This window comes from Streptomyces sp. NPDC055189 (assembly GCF_053606765.1).
Genome location: NZ_JBSGSG010000002.1, coordinates 229067 through 245837, shown reverse-complemented (window position 1 = coordinate 245837; position 16771 = coordinate 229067). Strand labels below are relative to the sequence as shown.

Genomic DNA, 16771 nt, shown 5'->3' with positions numbered 1-16771 from the left:
GGGTCTTGCCGCACAATCGCAGGCCAAAGCCACTGCCTGCGGAAACAGGAGATCCACTAAGTGCCTGCGTTGCTGTCTGCGTTCGACCTTCCCGCCAACCTCGCCGCCAAGGCCGACCCGACGCTGATCGCCCACGACGAGAAGCACTTCGCGGCCATCGCCCAGAGCCTCGAGCAGACGATCGCCGAGGTGACGGAGCGTCTCGACGTCCAGCGCAAGGCGCCCGGCGGCATCGGCCGCGATGCGATGGACCGGGACCTGGAGATCCACCGCCTGACCGGCCGCCTGCGCGCCCTGAGCCGCTTCGGCCTCGACCTGTGCCTCGGGCACATCGTCACCGAGGACGACCCCGAGCCCGTGTACATCGGGCGGCTCGGCCTCACCGACAGCGAGGGGCGCCGGCTGCTGCTCGACTGGCGCGCGCCCGCGGCCGAGCCGTTCTTCGCGGCGACCCACGCCGACCCGATGGGCCTGGCAAGCCGCCGCAGATACCGCTGGACCCGCGGCCGTATCAGCGACTACTGGGACGAGGTGTTCACCGCCGACGGGCTCGAAGGGCACGCGGCGCTCGACGACCAGTCCGCCTTCATCGCCAGCCTGGGCGGCAACCGGTCGTCGCAGATGCGTGACGTGCTCTCCACCATCCAGGCCGACCAGGACGCCATCATCCGGGCGGGCTCCCGCGGCGCTCTCGTCGTCGACGGCGGCCCCGGCACCGGCAAGACCGTCGTCGCCCTGCACCGTTCCGCCTACCTCCTCTACTCCGACCCGCGCCTCGGCCACAGCAGGGGCGGCGTGCTGTTCGTCGGCCCGCACCGGCCCTACCTGAACTACGTCGCCGACGTCCTGCCCAGCCTCGGTGAGGAGGGCGTGCAGACCTGCATCCTCCAGGATCTCGTCGACGAGGGAGCCGACGCGGTGGCCGAGGCCGACCCGGAGGTGGCCCGTCTGAAGTCGTCCGCGGACATGGTCAAGGCGATCGAGACGGCCGTCAGGTTCTACGAGGAGCCGCCCGCCAAGGGAATGACGGTCTCGACCGACTGGGCCGACGTCCGGCTGAGCGCCGATGACTGGGCCGAGGCGTTCGAAGCGGCGGGACACGGCATCCCGCACAACGAGGCGCGCGAGCAGATCTGGGAGGAACTCGTCGCGATCCTCCTGGACAAGATCGACGGCGACGTTCCCGGCGAGCTCTTCGAGAGGTCGCTGCGGCACGACGAGGAGCTCGTCACCACCCTGCACCGCGCGTGGCCGCTGCTCGAAGCGGCGGACCTCGTGTCGGACCTGTGGTCGAACTCCGCCTACCTGCGGATGTGCGCGCCCTGGCTCACCACGGACGAGGTGCGAGAGCTCATGCGCAAGGACGCGCCTCAGGCTTGGACGGTGTCCGATCTGCCGCTCCTGGACGCGGCACGCCAGCGCCTCGGCGACCCGGAGGCGGCCCGACGGAAGCGTCGCCATGATGCTGTCCTCGCCGCCCAGCGCGAGCAGATGGCGCAGGTCGTCGACAACCTGATCGACGCCGCGTCCGCATCCGGCGCCGACGGCGACGACGGTGAGGGTCTGGTGACGATGTTGCGCGGTCAGGACGCCAAGGTCAGCCTGGTCGACGAGTCCGAGCTGCCGCCCGCGGCCCCGGACCGGCTCGCGGGGCCGTTCGCGCACGTCGTCGTGGACGAGGCGCAGGAGCTGACCGACGCGGAGTGGCAGATGCTGCTCCTTCGCTGCCCGTCGCGGAGCTTCACCATCGTCGGGGACCGGGCCCAGGCCAGGCACGGGTTCACGGAGTCGTGGCAGGAGCGTCTTGAGCGGGTCGGGCTCGACCGCGTCGGTGTGGGGTCCCTGAGCATCAACTACCGGACGCCGGAAGAGGTCATGACGCAGGCCGAGCCGGTCATCCGGGCCGCACTGCCGGACGCCAATGTGCCGACTTCCATCCGCAGCAGCGGTATCCCCGTCGTACACGGGCCGGTGACGGAGCTGGACCCGGTCCTCGACGAGTGGCTCGCCGCCAATGCCGACGGGATCGCCTGCGTGATCGGAGACCCCGCCTTCGCGGCGACGGAGCGCGTGCGGTCGCTGACCCCGGAGCTGGCGAAGGGGCTTGAGTTCGACCTGGTCGTCCTCGTCGACCCCGACAACTTCGGCGAAGGGATCGAGGGAGCGGTCGACCGCTATGTGGCGATGACGCGGGCGACCCGGCAACTGGTCGTCCTCACGAGCTGAACGGCGGTATGCCGGACGGCGGTGTGGGGGCAGGAGAAGGCGCAAGCCTGGCATGTCGCAACATATGTGCCCGGTACGGCACTTAATGCCTCATAGGGTCGGGCTTGTGTCTTGCCCGCCAAGGGTTGGACTTCTCTTCACGTCCAGGTCACAGGCCCTTCCCTGATCCTTGCTCCCCTTGACACACTGCACCCGCTCACGTCCCCCACACCACAACACGAGGTCGAATCCACTCATGCCAGAACTCAATCGGCGCCGGTTCATGCAACTCGCCGGCGGCACCGCAGCCTTCGCGACGCTCTCGCAGAGCATCGCCCGCGCCGCCGCCCTGCCCGCACAGCGCCGCTCCGGCTCCATCGAGGACGTCGAGCACGTGGTCGTCCTGATGCAGGAGAACCGTTCCTTCGACCACTATTTCGGCACCATGAAGGGCGTGCGCGGCTTCGGTGATCCGCGTCCCGTGACCCTGCCCAGCGGGAAACCCGTCTGGAACCAGTCGGGCGGCGGCAAGGAGGTGCTGCCCTTCCATCCGGACGCCGAAGACCTGGGCATGCAGTTCATCGCGGGCCTCGACCACGACTGGGCGGGCGGCCACAGCGCCTTCAGCAACGGCAAGTACGACAACTGGATCGCCGCCAAGTCCGAGCGGACGATGGCCTACCTGACGCGCGACGACATCCCGTTCCACTACGCCCTTGCCGACGCGTTCACCGTCTGCGACGACTACCACTGTTCGTTCATGGGGGCCACCGACCCCAACCGCTACTACATGCTGTCCGGCCACGTCGGCAACGACGGCAAGGGCGGCGGCCCGGTCCTCGGCAACCAGGAGGCGGGTTACGACTGGACGACGTATGCCGAGCGCCTGGAGCAGGCCGGGGTCTCCTGGAAGGTCTACCAGGACATCGGCGACGGCCTGGACGCGGCCGGACACTGGGGCTGGATAGACGACGCCTACCGCGGGAACTACGGCGACAACTCGCTGCTCTACTTCAACAAGTACCGCAACGCCAAGCCCGGCGACCCCCTCTACGACAAGGCGCGCACCGGCACGAACGCCAAGGCGGGCGACGGCTACTTCGACATCCTGAAGGCCGACGTGAAGGCCGGCAAGCTGCCGCAGGTCTCCTACATCGCCGCACCCGAGGCGTTCTGCGAGCACCCTAACTGGCCGGTGAACTACGGCGCCTGGTACATCGCGCAGGTCCTGGACGCGCTCACCTCCAACCCCGAGGTGTGGGCCAAGACGGCGCTGTTCATCACCTACGACGAGAACGACGGCTACTTCGACCACGTCGTCCCGCCGTACGTGCCCAAGGACGCGAATCAGGGCCTGTCCACCGTCGACACGAAGCTCGACTACTTCCCCGGCGACGCCAAGTACGCCGCCGGACACTACGGCCTCGGGCAGCGCGTCCCGATGGTTGTCGTCTCGCCGTGGAGCACCGGCGGTTACGTGAACTCCGAGGTCTTCGACCACACGTCGATCATCCGGTTCATGGAGACGCGCTTCGGCGTGCGGGAGCCCAACATCTCGCCGTGGCGGCGCGCCATCTGCGGCGACCTGACCTCCGCTTTCGACTTCAGCGGCAAGGACATGGACCCCGACGAGATGCCGGACACCTCCGCCTACGAGCCGCCGGACAAGGAGCGCCACCCCGACTACGTGCCCAAGGCGCCCGCGAAGGCCAGCCTTCCCAAGCAGGAGTCCGGCTCCCGGCCCGCGCGGCCGCTGGCGTACGCCCCGCTGGTGGACGGAAAGGCGGCGCCCGCCGACGGCAAGTTCACGCTCACCTTCAGCGGCGGCGACGCGGCCGGCGCCTGCTTCCAGGTCCGCTCGAACAACCGCACCGACGGCCCCTGGACGTACACCACGGAGGCGGGCAAGCAGATCTCCGACACCTGGAACACGAAGTACTCGAAGGACGCGTACGACCTGTCGGTGTTCGGCCCGAACGGCTTCCTGCGTGTCTTCAAGGGACCCGGCAAGACCGCGGGACCCGAGGTCACCGCCCGCCACGACAAGACCACGGGCAACCTCAAGCTGACCCTGAAGAACACGGGCGGCGCCGACGTCAACCTCAGCGTGTCCAACGCCTACGGAGGCGGCGCCCAGACGTTCAAGGTGAAGGCGGGCGGCACCGTCCAGCACACCGTCGACCTGAAGACGAGCAAGCGCTGGTACGACGTGACGGTGAAGTCCGACGCGGACGGCACCTTCCTGCGGCGCTTCGCCGGGCACGTGGAGAACGGCCGGGCCGGGGTCAGCGACCCGGCGATCGCCACCGCCTGACCTGACGGTGTGACCGCCTGACCGTGTGACGCGGCCGTCGCCGGACTACAGTTCCGGCGGCGGCCCCCACGCACCCAGGTCGGGGCGCCCCCAGGGCAGTCCCGTCCGCTCGCAGGCGAGCCGCAACTCCTCGGGATCGGGCACGTTCAGGCTCTCCTTGCGGATGACCTGGCCCGTCGGCGACCAGACGAGGAGCGTCTCGACGCCGTCGTCGTGGTCGTCGACGCCCACACCGCCGATCGTCTGCCGCGCGTGCTGCCACTCGGCCTTGCCCTGACCGCCGTTGGCCGCCATCCGGATGCCCTGCCCGCCGAGGACGAGCGCGGGGCGGCGCCGGTCGTACACCCACCCGCCGAGCGCGCCGACGGCAGCGCCCGCGGGAACACCCCAGGCCGCCCAGCTCAGGCCGCTGTCGAAGAGATAGCGCAGCTTGAAGGCGAGCACACCCATGACGACGACACCGGCCACCACACCGGCGATGTAGTACCACTTGCGGGTCCCGCCCGGCATGCCCACGGTCACTTCGGAGGCGGGCGCGGCGGCTGCCGCTGCTGCCGCCGGGGGAGCGGGCGGTGCGTACGCGGGACGGTCGGAAGCCGGCTGGGCCGAAGGCGCCGAGAGGCCCGCGAACGCCGCCGACTCGTACGCGTCACGTTCCGGATCGCTCACCGGATAGCCCAACGCCCTTGCCTGGTCGCGCAGTTCACTGCGCGACACCCGCAGTGCGCCGAGCGGCGCGTGCAGCAGTTCCTCGCCCTGTGTGTCCCGCAGCCGCAGCCACGGGTGCCCGGACCGGGTGTGCAGTTCAAGGCCGCCGATCTCCGTGCGCGGGATGCGGATCGCGCCGTGCTCGCCCTCCCAGCCCACGTGCTCGACGCCGAGCGTGAAGCGTGCCTCCGGCAGCATCCGGTGCGGCAGGAAGTCCGGGTCCACGTCGTAGGCGTTGCTGCGCGGCTGGTCCTGGATGACGCGGTAGCCGCGGGAGCGGAGCACGGCGAGCAGTTCGTCCGGCGGGATGTCGCCCGAGTACGAGGTGCCGATCAGGGCCAGGTCGTGGCCGTAGAACTGCATGATGAGCGAGACGCTGACCTTGCCGTCGCCACTCTCGCGGGTGAGTTCCGTGGGGACGATGCCGGCGATCGCGGACGCGGGCAGCTCGGTCGTGCCGAACCACGGGTCGCGTGCGGTGACGCCCTGCGGGCTGACGGTCCAGTGCGCGGGCGGGGTGCGCAGGACACGGTAGAAGGACCCCGCGGCCCACACGAGAACCACCGTGGAGAGCGAGGCGATCAGGGCCACGCGCCCCTCGATGCTGTCGTCCGACGGCACAAGGACCGTCCCGAGACCGACGAGTCCCACCACGCAGAAGCCGATCCGCCGGCCCAGCCTGCGCGAGCGGACCTCGGGTTCGGGCCGGGAGAGCTCGACCGGGCCGACCGCCTGCGCGGGCAGCGGACCCTCGGCCGCTGCCGCGAGCAGCGCCGCCTCGCGCCGGGAGAAGCCCGCCTCACGGGCGGCCGCGTTGCCCTCCGGTTCGCCGGGCCCGTCGAAGAGCCGCAGCGGGGCGCCGAGCCGCCGGGTGGTGGCCCAGAAGGGGAACATGGCGATGGCCATGTCCTCCAGGCCCATCGCGCAGAGGTTGCCGACCTTCGTCGAGCCGTAGTCGGTGGGCGCGCGCACTTCGAGGGTCATCGCGCTGAGCAGCAGGGGGTGCTCCCGCGAGAAGGGGTACGTCGCCGTGGCCCGGCCGCCGCGCAGCCGCTGCAGGCCCGCGCCGCTCAACCGCCAGACCGTACGGGGGCTCAGGCGCGGCCAGGCGGCGCCGAGCAGCCAGCCGAGCAGGGCGGCGGCGAGCGGGACCAGCGTACGGACGAGGGCGTCGGCGGCACTCACATAGGCGAGCACGCCCGCGACGACACCGGTCAGCGGCGGCATCCACCAAGGCGCGAAGACGGACCGCGGCCGGTTCGACTCGATGAACGGACCCGCGACCCGGCCCGCCGCATCCTGCCGCGCCGTCGAAGCGCGTGCTGATTCCATTGTCATGCCCTCCCCGAGATCCGCCCGAGCCTCCCGCCGAAAACGGGAGGCCGTCAAATCCCCCGCACGCTTAGCATGCGGAGGCATGAGCTTCCCCCATCGCACGAGCACGGACGGCGTCCCCGACAAGCCTGTTCTCGACGGGCTCGAGGAGAAATGGTCGCGGCGATGGGACGAGTCGGGCGTATACGCCTTCGACCGGTCGAGGACACGTGCCGAGATCTTCTCCGTCGACACCCCGCCGCCCACGGTCAGCGGCTCCCTGCACGTCGGGCACGTCTTCTCGTACACCCACACCGACGCCGTCGCGCGCTATCAGCGCATGCGCGGCAAGGAAGTCTTCTACCCGATGGGCTGGGACGACAACGGCCTGCCGACCGAACGCCGTGTCCAGATCCACTTCGGCGTGCGCTGCGATCCGGCGCTCCCGTACGACCCGTCGTTCGAGCCACCGGAATCACCGGCGGGCCGACTGCCCGTCTCCAGGCGGAACTTCATCGAACTGTGCGAGCGCCTGACCGTCGAGGACGAGAAGGCCTTCGAGGAGCTGTGGAGGACGCTCGGCCTCTCCGTCGACTGGTCGCACACGTACCGCACGATCGGCACGGAAGCCCGCGCCACCGCGCAGCTGGCCTTCCTCAACAACCTGGCGCGCGGCGAGGCGTACATCGCCGAAGCCCCCACGCTGTGGGACATCACCTACCGCACGGCCGTCGCGCAGGCCGAACTGGAGGACAGGGAGCGCCCCGGCGCCTACCACCGGCTCACCTTCCACGGCCCCGGCGGACGGCCGGTCGCGATCGACACGACCAGGCCCGAACTGCTCCCGGCCTGCGTCGCCCTGGTCGTCCACCCCGACGACGAACGCCACAGGGACCTGATCGGCGCCACGGTCCGTACCCCGCTCTTCGGCGTCGACGTGCCCGTCGTGGCCCACCGTGCCGCGGTCCCGGACAAGGGCACGGGGATCGCGATGATCTGCACGTTCGGCGATACGGCCGACGTCACCTGGTGGCGCGAGCTGCGGCTCGCCACGCGCCCGGTGATCGGCTGGGACGGCCGCTTCCTCGCGCAGCCGCCGAGCGGGATCGAGACTCCGGAGGCGGTCGCGGCGTACGCGAAGCTGGCGGGCGCCACGGCGCACACCGCGCGGGAGCGTGTCGTGGAGCTGCTGCGGGCGAGCGGTGAAATGGAGAGCGAGCCGCGGCCCGTCACGCACGCCGTGAAGTTCTACGAGAAGGGCGAGCGGCCCCTGGAGATCGTCACCACCCGGCAGTGGTACCTGCGCAACGGCGGCCGCGACGAGCGGCTGCGCGACGAACTGATGGCGCGCGGCGGCGAGCTGTCCTGGCATCCGCCGCACATGCGGGTGCGCTACGAGAACTGGGTCGGCGGCCTGAACGGCGACTGGCTCGTCAGCCGCCAGCGCTTCTTCGGTGTGCCGATCCCGGTCTGGTACCCGCTGGACGGCCACGGCGAGCCGGACTACGACCGGCCGATCGTCCCTGACGCGTCCGCCCTGCCCGTCGACCCGAGCGCGGAGGCGCCGCCCGGATACGAGGACGACCGGCGCGGGGCGCCGCACGGCTTCACGGGCGACCCGGACGTCATGGACACCTGGGCCACCTCCTCGCTCACCCCGCAGATCGCGGGCGGCTGGCGCTCCGACCCGGATCTGTTCGCGCGGGTCTTCCCCATGGACGTCCGCCCGCAGGCGCACGAGATCATCCGCACCTGGCTGTTCTCGACGGTGGTGCGCGCCCACGCCGAGCAGGGGGAGCTGCCGTGGCGGCATGCCGCGATCTCCGGCTGGATCCTCGATCCCTTCCGCAAGAAGATGTCGAAGACCAAGGCGAACGTGGTCACACCGGGAGACCTGCTCGAGCGGCACGGATCGGACGCGGTCCGCTACTGGGCGGCGAGCGGGCGGCCCGGCACGGACACGGCGTTCGACGTCGGGCAGATGAAGGTCGGCCGCCGCCTGGCCATGAAGGTCCTCAACGTGGGCAAGTTCGTGCTGAGCCTGAGTGGGGCGGGGGCCCACGCTCCGGTCACCGAGCCGCTCGACCTGGCGGTCCTCGCCGAACTCGCCGCGACGGTCGAGGAGGCGACGGCGGCCTTCGACGACTTCGACTACGCGCGGGCCCTCGAACGCACGGAGCGGTTCTTCTGGCGCTTCTGCGACGACTACGTGGAGCTGGTGAAGGCGCGGGCGTACGGCGACGAAGGCCACGGCGACGAAGGCGGGGGCGCCGGAACGGAGTCGGCGCGCGCGACGCTGCGGACCGTCCTCGACGCGCTGCTCCGGCTGCTCGCGCCGGTCCTTCCCTTCGTGGCGGAGGAGGTGTGGTCCTGGTACGCGCCGGGCTCGGTCCACCGCGCGGCCTGGCCCGTCCCGCGGGTTCCCGCCGGCGCGGACGCCGCGGTCCTCGCGACGGCCTCGGAGGCCATCGCGGCGATCCGCAGGGCGAAGTCGGAGGCACGGTTGTCCATGCGGGCTCAGGTGGCCGGGGTGGTCGTCTCGGGGCCGCGCGCGAGCCTGGACCGATTCGAGCTCGCGCGGGCCGACGTGCGGGCGGCCGGGCGGGTCGGGACGGTGGAACTGAGGGAGGCGGAGGCGCCGTTGGGGATCGAGGTCCGGCTGTAGGCGCGACCCGTACGGCGTCTGCGCGGGAGCCGTCCGGTGAGGCCGACATCACAGGTCCCGCCAAACGCTGGCGAACCGCCCGACCCATCGGGGTAGTGTGCGCGGGTGACAACGCATTCGAACACTCCTGCAGGCTGGTATCCGGACCCCCAGGGCGCACCCCAGCTGCTGCGCTGGTGGGACGGTTCCCAGTGGACCCAGCACACCAGCCCGGACCAGCAGGCAGGCGGCCAGGCCGCGCAGGCCCAGCAGGTCCCGCAGCAGGCCACGGCGGCTCAGGCCGCCCAGCCGCAGCAGGCCCAGCAGCAGGCGCAGGCCCCGTACGGCGGCCAGCAGCAGGCTCAATACGGCCAGCAGCAAGGGCAGTTCGGCCAGCAGCAGGCCCCGCAGCAGGCCCAGTACGGTCACCCCCAGCAGGCGGCCCCGCAGGCCGATCCGGCCAAGGTGCAGCGCCAGGTCCAGCAGCAGGCGGGCGTCGCGACCACGGCCCAGGGCGGCGGCACGCTCTTCACCGAGCCGGTCCTCGTGGTGAACCAGAAGGCCAAGCTCATCGAGCTGACCAACGAGTACAGCGTCATGGACCAGTCGGGCAACACGCTCGGCTCCGTCGTCCAGGTCGGTCAGAGCACGCTCAAGAAGGTCGCGCGCTTCGTCTCCAGCGTCGACCAGTTCATGACGCACAAGCTCGAGATCCGCGACGCGTACGGCCAGCCGGTGCTGCACCTGACCCGGCCCCGCAAGTTCGTGAAGTCGCGGGTCATCGTCGAGCGCGCCGACGGCCAGCCGATCGGTGAGATCGTCCAGCAGAACATGATCGGGAAGATCAACTTCGCAATCATGGTCAACGGCCAGCAGGCCGGCGCGATCAAGGCGGAGAACTGGCGCGCCTGGAACTTCTCGATCGTCGACCACGCGGACAACGAGGTCGCCCGGATCACGAAGACCTGGGAGGGCCTCGCCAAGACGATGTTCACGACCGCGGACAACTACGTCCTGCAGATCCATTACCAACTGCCCGAGCCGCTCCTCAGCCTCGTGGTGGCGACCGCGCTGACCGTTGACACGGCTTTGAAGCAGGACTCGCGCGGCTTCGGATGAGGTTTTTCCTCACGGAAGCGGGCCTCGGCACCCTGGGTTCAGGGGGCCGGGGCCCGTTGGTTTTCTGTCGTCTGACGGCGCGTTGTGGCTTGTCGCGCCGTTCCTCGCGCCCCTTACGGGGCTACGGCTGACGGCAGGAAGTCCTCCGCGGACAGCTCCGAAGGTGCCTCTGTGCGCACCTCGTCCCGTGGTGAGCGGGTCAGGACCACGACGCCGTACGCCGCGATCGCCGCGCCGCCCGCCGCCAGGAACAGGCCGGCCACGCCTCCCTGGAGGCGCTCGCCGAGCAGTGCGAGGCCGATGGCTGCCGCGGCCACCGGGTTGGCCAGGGTGACGACGGCCAGTGGCGCCCCCAGGCCCCCGCGGTACGCGGTCTGGGACAGGGCGAGGCCGCCCACGGCGAACGCGGCGACGAGCACCGCCACGACGATCACCTGCGGGCTGAGCAGCGGACCCGAGCGGTCCGTCGCGGCGACCGTCACCGTCTGCGTGAGCGCGGAGGCGACACCCGAGGCGAAGCCGGAGGCCGTCGCGTGACGCAGCCCCGGCCGCGTACCCGGACGGGAGAGCACGCCGATCACGGCCACCGTGGTGCCCGCGACGGCCAGCGCCTCCGTCAGAGTCAGCGTGTCGTCGGGCGCGGGCCCGGACGCGGTGAGGAGCAGGGCGCTGAGGCCGATGAGCGTGAGCCCGGTGCCACGCCACTCCGGCGCCGTGACCCGCCGCCCCGCGAGCCGCGCGCCCAGCGGCACGGCGGCGACCAGGGTGAGCGCGCCGAGCGGCTGGACCAGGGTGAGCGGGCCGTACTTCAGGGCCGCCACGTGCAGCAGCGCCGCGGAGGCGTTGAGCCCCACGGAGGACCACCAGGGGCCGCTGCCGAGCAGCCGCAGGAAGCCGGTGCCGCTGACGCGGGACGCGAGGCGTTCCTGGGCCACGGCGGCGCAGGCGTACGCGGCGGCCGATACGAGGGAGAGCGCGACGGCCAGGAGCGTGGCGTTCATCGGCGTACCCCCGGCGCGGCCAGCCGCTGTGCGGGCGCGTGCCGCCGTACGACGAGGGAGCGCGCGGGGTCCGGCAGCTTGATCACGGCGAGCGCGATGCCGAGCAGCGCGGTTACCGCGATGGCGTCGAGCCAGTAGTGATTGGCGGTCCCGACGACCACGAGCAGGGTGACCAGCGGGTGCAGCAGCCACAGCCAGCGCCACCGCGAGGCGGTCGCGGCGATGAGCCCGACGGCGAGCATCAGCGCCCACCCGAAGTGCAGGGACGGCATCGCGGCGAACTGGTTGGCCATCGTGTCCGTCTGCGGGGCGGCGCCGTAGACGCTCGGCCCGTACACCTGCCCGGTGTCCACGAGCCCCGTCGCGGCCAGCATCCGGGGTGGCGCGAGCGGGAAGGTCAGGTGCAGCACGAGGGCCGCCGCGGTCAGCGCGGCGAGCACCCGCCGGCTCCACAGGTAGTGCCGGGGCCGGCGCACGTAGAGCCAGATCAGGAACAGGACGGTGGCCGGGAAGTGCACGGTCGCGTAGTAGGTGTTCGCGACGTGCACCAGGGTGTCGCTGCCGAGCAGCACGTCCTGTACGGCTCCCTCGCCCGGCAGGTGCAGGGTGCGTTCGGCGTCCCACACGTGGTGGGCGTTGCGGAAGGCCTCACCGGTGTGGCCGTTGGCCAGCTGCCTGCCGAGTTTGTAGACGAGGAAGAGTCCTACGACTAGGAGGAGCTCGCGGACGAGGGGCGGTCGGGCAGATGTGTCCGGCTCCCGGACGGATATGTCCGGTTCCCTTTCTGCAGGCTCGGTTCGGGATTTCATCCCCCGGCCCCTTTACGTGATGACTGGGTGGTGCGGGTGCGTGGTGCGGGTATCGAGTGGGGGAGTGCCCCGCTCATCGATACGCCAGTGTACCGATACGCCAGTGTACCGATACGGAGCCGTACCGGTACACTGGCGTATCGATAGCGCCGGTCGAAGCCGTCGCACCGAGGAGAAGAGTCATGACGTCGCCGGACCAGGCAGTGGACGCAGCGGTGGACGCGGCGGCAGCGGACCCCGTGGGCTCGTCGCGCCGCTCCAAGATCACGCCCGAGCGTGAGCAGGAGTTCTACGAAGCGGTCCTCGACCAGCTCCGCGAGTGCGGGTACGACGCCGTGACGATGGAGGGCGTGGCCGCGACCACCCGGTGCAGCAAGTCCACGCTCTACCGCCAGTGGAAGACGAAGCCCCAGTTCGTGGCCGCCGCGCTGCGCGCCAACCGCTGCGTACGTTTCGCGGGCATCGACACCGGCACGCTCGCCGGTGATCTGCGCGAGGCGGCGAAGGCCGCGGGGGAGTGGTCGACGCGCGACAGCATGCTCGTGCAGGCGCTCAGCCACGCGGTGCTGCAGGACGAGGACCTGCGCAGCGCGCTGCGCGAGGCGCTGGTGGAGCCGGAGACCAGGGCGCTCGACGACCTGGTCGAGCGCGGGGTCGCCCGGGGTGAGATCGCGGCGGACCATCCGGCCACGAAATTCATCACGGCTCAGCTCATGGGCGTGGTCCGTGCCCGGCCGGTGCTTGAGGGCAAGTACGCGGACGAGGAGTATCTGTCCGCCTTCGTGGAGGCATGCGTGCTGCCCGCACTGGGTCTGACCAGACCCACCTGATCGTGGACCGGGGCCTCATGGATGACGGGCCCCGATCTGCCTGCGCCGCGCCGCACCGTGGGGACGGGGGTGGCGTGGCCCCCGTGGCCGGGCGGGCGGAACCCCTGAGGTTTCCGCCCGCCCGGCTTCGACGTTTCCGGCCGCCGCCGCAGGCCCCGTAGAGGCCCTGATCAGACTTCCTGGCCGTTGCCGCCTCCGCCGCCGGACGACACCTTGATCCCCTTGGTGATCTCGTCCATCACGGAGAGCTTCGGGGACTTGTCGTTGACGTCGATGCCGAAGCGGACGATGACCAGCTCGGACTTCATCACGGGGGACGGGAAGGCCAGCGACTGGACGTAGCCGTCGTCGCTCTTCTCGGTGACGGCCTTCCAGCGGACGAGGTAGCCCTTCTGGCCCGCGACGGTCACCTCCTTGGACTCCAGCTCCTTGTGCGAGGTGATCTTGCCGTAGGTCTTGCCGCCGTAGGACTCCTTGGCATTGACGGCGATATCGGCCTTGGCGGCTTCTTCCGCCGTCTTGGCGTCGATCTTGAAGCCCTTGGCGAGTCCGAGGTACGCGCCGCCGCGGGTGCAGGTCTTGTCCGTCTCCCCGGGGCACGGATACGGGCCCGTGGTCACTGAGGCGCCGCCCTGCTCGCCGGTCGCGCCGGTCCAGTCGTCCGGCACGGGGAGGCTGAGGCCGCTGGCTTTGTCGGGGGCGTACCCCTCTTCCGAAGGCGCTTCGGGGGAGCCGCCGCCCGGAGGCTGGGACTGCTCGGGGTCCCCGGGTCCCTCGGAATCACGTGGTTCGCCGGGCTTCGCCGGGGCGGAGGACGAGGGGTCCTTCGCGGCGTTGCCGCCGCCCCCGTCGTCGTCCGAGGTCAGGAAGTAGACGCCGCCGCCTATCCCGGCCAGGACCACGAGGGCCGCGCCGACGGCTATGCCGGTACGGAGGCCGCGCTTCGGGGCGACGGGCTGGCCCGGATAGGAGGGATAGCCCTGATATGTGCCCGGATGTGCTTCCGGGGCGCCGGCCGGAGCGCCTGCCGGGGCGGCGGGCGGATAGGCCGGGGGAGCTGTCGGGGCCGCCGGAGCCGGAGTCGCCGGAGCCGTCGGAGCGGAGCCCCACCCGGCGGCGGAACCCACCGCGCGGACCTGGTCCGTCCATACGTTCCCGTCCCACCAGCGCTCGGTACGGGGACCGTCAATTGTCTGGCCGGGGTCGGGATACCAGCCGGGAGGGGTTACCTGGGTCATGGGCGCCAGGGTATGAGCATTCGGTGAAAGAGGGATGAGAGGGGGCCTGTACGGAGGTCACCGATCGGCAGCGTTATCGGCAGTGCTGTCGGCAGCGTTATCGGCAGTGCCATCGGCCGCGCTGTCGGCAGGAGGCCGAGGCGAGTTCACCCCTGCCCGTCCACCACCAGGCGCACCGGTCCGCCGCCCGCAGGCGCGGGCACCTGAATCCCGGAACGCCCCGGAGTGATGGACCCCAGCACGCTCGCGTGCCGGGCGCCCGTGCTCTGCGGGACCGTCCCCGGCAGCCCGTGCGCCGTCAGAAAGCCCAGTACGGCGAAGGCGTACGCCTCCTTCGCGGCGGACGGCAGTCCGAGCTCGTCGGAGGTGCGCACCGGGATGCCGCCCCCCAACTCGGCCCGCAGGAAAGCCATCAGCGTCGGATTGCGCGTACCCCCGCCGGAGGCGATGACCTCGGAGGCGCCGACCGCCCTGACGGCGTCGGCGACCGTACGGGCGGTCAGCGAGGTCAGCGTGGCCACGACGTCCTGCGGGGCGAGGGCCTCGTGCTTGGCGAGCGCCGCCCGAAGGTAGGGCAGATGGAAGAGCTCCTTGCCGGTGGTCTTCGGGGCGGGCCGCGCGTAGTACGGCTCGCCGAGCAGGCTCGCGAGCAGCCCCTCGTCGACCGTGCCGCGCGCGGCCATCTCGCCCTCGGGGTCGTACGTGAGCCGCCCTCGCGTCAGTTCGTCCACGGCGGCGTCGATGAGGGCGTTCGCCGGGCCCGTGTCGAAGGCGGTGCCGTCCGGGGCGGTGATGTTGGCGATGCCGCCGAGATTCAGAGCCGCGGGGGCGCCGGGCCTGCCCCGCAGCCACATCCGGTCGACGATGCTGACCAGCGGGGCGCCCTGGCCGCCGGCGGCGATGTCGCGGGGGCGGAAGTCGGAGACCACCGGGAGTCCCGTCCTCTCCGCGATCCACGCGGGCTGCCCGATCTGCAGGGTGCCGTGCACCTGACCGTCCTCCACCCAGTGGTAGACCGTCTGGCCGTGCGAGGCCACCAAGTCGGCTCGTCCGTCGCACAGTTCGCGGTCCGCCTCGGCCGCCGCGGCGGCGAAGGCCTGGCCGATGCGGGTGTCGAGGCGGCAGATGTCGGCCAGCGTGGTGGCGGCGGGCGGCAGCGCGGCGCCGAGCGCGGTCCGCAGTGTCTCGTCGTACCCCCGGGTGATCAGGCCCAGTGGGGAGAGCAGCAGCCGGTCGCCGTCGATCGTCAGGTCGGCCGCCGCGGCGTCGATGGCGTCGTACGAAGTCCCCGACATCAGCCCGATTACGCGCACGCGCTTGCCCCTCTCGCTCTCCTGGCCAGTGTGTTTGATCATTGCAGCGATGACGTGGCGTGTGCACTCGCACGTACGATCCAGTTTCCGTCGCGGACGGAAGTCGCAGAGGGAAGCAGAGGGAAGCAGAGGGAAGGGGAGGTGGCTGGTTCATGTCCGGCACGGGCAGCGCCACGGGATCGTCGGCCGGTCCGCGTACAGGGGCGCGCCGCACGAACCTCACCCGATCCGACGGTTCCTGGAACGGCCTGCTCCTTGAAGTGCGGGACCAGCCGCGGCCCGGCCTGTGCCTGCGGACCGCGGGTAGCCGTCTGCTCCTGACGCAGGGAGACACCGCGGACCCGCTGCTCCTCGCCCTGGTGGACCCGAACCACCAGGGCGTCGATTTCTACCGCACCGGCCGCTACCGCCCCCTCGTACCGCCCCTGCGTGCGCAGACGGCCCGCGACTACGCGGGCTCCCCGCAGCGCGGGGCCCACCACTTCGCGTCGCTGCTCGCCTCATCGCCGGACAGCCCCCTGCACGACGGGCGCTGGGTGCTCTCCCCGGACCCGACGCTGCTCCTCCGGCCGAACCACCGGGGCCTGCCCGCCGGAGAGTACTGGCAGTCGCTGCTCGTCGAGGGCGACCCCGACGGGTACATCGACTGGTGGATCCACAGTGGCTCGTGGGAGATCTTTCCGCTGCGGGCCATCCCGGATGCGGACGACCCCCGGGTCAAGGCGTACCGCAAGCAGGCCAAGGACGGCACGCTGCCGCCCGTCCTGCTCTGGTGGGTGAGCGGGCTCGACAGCCACCTGCTCCTGGACGGCCACGCCCGGCTTGCCGCGGCGATCGCCGAGTCCGTGGAACCGGCCGTCCTCGAACTTCAGCGGACCACCCCGCAGGACGAGGTGGACACCGGCACGGAGCGGGCCGTGGCGACGTACGAGGGCGAGCTGGCGAGGTTCACCGAACTACGCGCCGCGCAGGGCCCCCACGTCCCCGACGGCGCCGAATTCGCGGGCCCGGCCCTCGCCCGCCGCCTCGAACAACTCCGCACGGCCCACCGCCCCACGTGGGCCTGGCCCCTGGCGGGCGGCGTCCAGGAGTGGCGCCGGATCGCCCGTGAGCAGGTGGGTGAGGGGGGTTGGGAGTACGCGTGAGTGTGAGAAGTGGGGGGCGAGGCGGCGCAGGCGCTTGAGCCCCGATATCGCTGCACCGGGCACCGGGCACCGGGCGCCGGACGCCGGGCGCCGGACGCCGGGCGCCGGACGCCGGACGCCGGACCGCGGAC

General features: G+C 71.4%; 11 protein-coding genes. 6 read left to right on the top strand and 5 right to left on the bottom strand.

From position 1 onward, the window contains the following. The first annotated feature begins 60 nt into the window (after positions 1-60). Together helR and ACWFR3_RS02845 are read left to right on the top strand one after the other, a co-directional pair. Positions 61-2226, top strand: a complete 2166-nt coding sequence (helR, locus tag ACWFR3_RS02850) for an RNA polymerase recycling motor ATPase HelR (RefSeq protein WP_453732711.1) — start codon at positions 61-63, stop codon at positions 2224-2226. Positions 2227-2461: 235 nt separating this feature from the next. After that, positions 2462-4519: a phosphocholine-specific phospholipase C gene (locus ACWFR3_RS02845; protein ID WP_453732710.1), complete on the top strand. Its 2058-nt coding sequence runs from the start codon at positions 2462-2464 to the stop codon at positions 4517-4519. A gap of 45 nt (positions 4520-4564) precedes the next feature. Here the strand turns inward: ACWFR3_RS02845 and ACWFR3_RS02840 are convergent, their stop codons facing one another. Continuing rightward, positions 4565-6559, bottom strand: a complete 1995-nt coding sequence (locus ACWFR3_RS02840) for a hypothetical protein (RefSeq protein ID WP_453732709.1) — start codon at positions 6557-6559, stop codon at positions 4565-4567. An 85-nt stretch (positions 6560-6644) separates the two neighbouring features. On the opposite strand from ACWFR3_RS02840, the gene valS reads away from it, so the two are divergent. Next, positions 6645-9206 (top strand): valine--tRNA ligase, encoded by a 2562-nt coding sequence (gene valS, locus ACWFR3_RS02835; RefSeq protein WP_453732708.1) that lies wholly within the window; start codon positions 6645-6647, stop codon positions 9204-9206. A 105-nt stretch (positions 9207-9311) separates the two neighbouring features. Continuing rightward, a complete protein-coding gene (locus ACWFR3_RS02830) occupies positions 9312-10304 on the top strand; it encodes a phospholipid scramblase-related protein (RefSeq protein WP_453732707.1) in 993 nt (330 codons plus the stop codon). 113 nt (positions 10305-10417) lie between these two features. On the opposite strand, the gene ACWFR3_RS02825 is transcribed toward ACWFR3_RS02830, so the two are convergent. Together ACWFR3_RS02825 and ACWFR3_RS02820 are read right to left on the bottom strand one after the other, a co-directional pair. Beyond that, positions 10418-11305 carry a DMT family transporter gene (locus tag ACWFR3_RS02825; RefSeq protein ID WP_453732706.1) on the bottom strand — a complete coding sequence of 296 codons (888 nt, stop codon included), beginning with the start codon at positions 11303-11305 and terminating at the stop codon, positions 10418-10420. Continuing rightward, complete coding sequence (locus ACWFR3_RS02820) at positions 11302-12114, bottom strand: phosphatase PAP2 family protein (protein ID WP_453732705.1); 813 nt, start codon at positions 12112-12114, stop codon at positions 11302-11304. The genes ACWFR3_RS02825 and ACWFR3_RS02820 overlap by 4 nt, the downstream gene beginning before the upstream one ends. 215 nt (positions 12115-12329) lie before the next feature. Between ACWFR3_RS02820 and ACWFR3_RS02815 the strand changes: the two genes are divergently transcribed. Next, positions 12330-12944: a TetR/AcrR family transcriptional regulator C-terminal ligand-binding domain-containing protein gene (locus tag ACWFR3_RS02815; RefSeq protein WP_453732808.1), complete on the top strand. Its 615-nt coding sequence runs from the start codon at positions 12330-12332 to the stop codon at positions 12942-12944. A gap of 170 nt (positions 12945-13114) precedes the next feature. Here the strand turns inward: ACWFR3_RS02815 and ACWFR3_RS02810 are convergent, their stop codons facing one another. Both ACWFR3_RS02810 and ACWFR3_RS02805 read right to left on the bottom strand, forming a co-directional pair. Beyond that, positions 13115-14182, bottom strand: coding sequence for a DUF2510 domain-containing protein (locus ACWFR3_RS02810; RefSeq protein WP_453732704.1), 1068 nt, complete (start codon positions 14180-14182; stop codon positions 13115-13117). A gap of 146 nt (positions 14183-14328) precedes the next feature. Beyond that, positions 14329-15495 (bottom strand): anhydro-N-acetylmuramic acid kinase, encoded by a 1167-nt coding sequence (locus tag ACWFR3_RS02805; RefSeq protein ID WP_453732807.1) that lies wholly within the window; start codon positions 15493-15495, stop codon positions 14329-14331. 152 nt (positions 15496-15647) lie between these two features. Here ACWFR3_RS02805 and ACWFR3_RS02800 point away from each other — a divergent pair, with 152 nt between their 5' ends. Further along, entirely contained in the window at positions 15648-16640 is a 993-nt protein-coding gene (locus ACWFR3_RS02800; protein WP_453732703.1) for a hypothetical protein, read from the top strand. Positions 16641-16771 lie beyond the last annotated feature (131 nt).

Excerpts from the sequence above, each read along its gene's own strand:
- ACWFR3_RS02840 (WP_453732709.1), bottom strand. The coding sequence starts at position 6,559 with ATGGAATCAGCACGCGCTTCGACGGCGCGGCAGGATGCGGCGGGCCGG.
- ACWFR3_RS02800 (WP_453732703.1), top strand. The coding sequence starts at position 15,648 with ATGTCCGGCACGGGCAGCGCCACGGGATCGTCGGCCGGTCCGCGTACA.
- valS (WP_453732708.1), top strand. The coding sequence starts at position 6,645 with ATGAGCTTCCCCCATCGCACGAGCACGGACGGCGTCCCCGACAAGCCT.
- ACWFR3_RS02825 (WP_453732706.1), bottom strand. The coding sequence starts at position 11,305 with ATGAACGCCACGCTCCTGGCCGTCGCGCTCTCCCTCGTATCGGCCGCC.
- ACWFR3_RS02820 (WP_453732705.1), bottom strand. The coding sequence starts at position 12,114 with ATGAAATCCCGAACCGAGCCTGCAGAAAGGGAACCGGACATATCCGTC.
- ACWFR3_RS02810 (WP_453732704.1), bottom strand. The coding sequence starts at position 14,182 with ATGACCCAGGTAACCCCTCCCGGCTGGTATCCCGACCCCGGCCAGACA.
- ACWFR3_RS02845 (WP_453732710.1), top strand. The coding sequence starts at position 2,462 with ATGCCAGAACTCAATCGGCGCCGGTTCATGCAACTCGCCGGCGGCACC.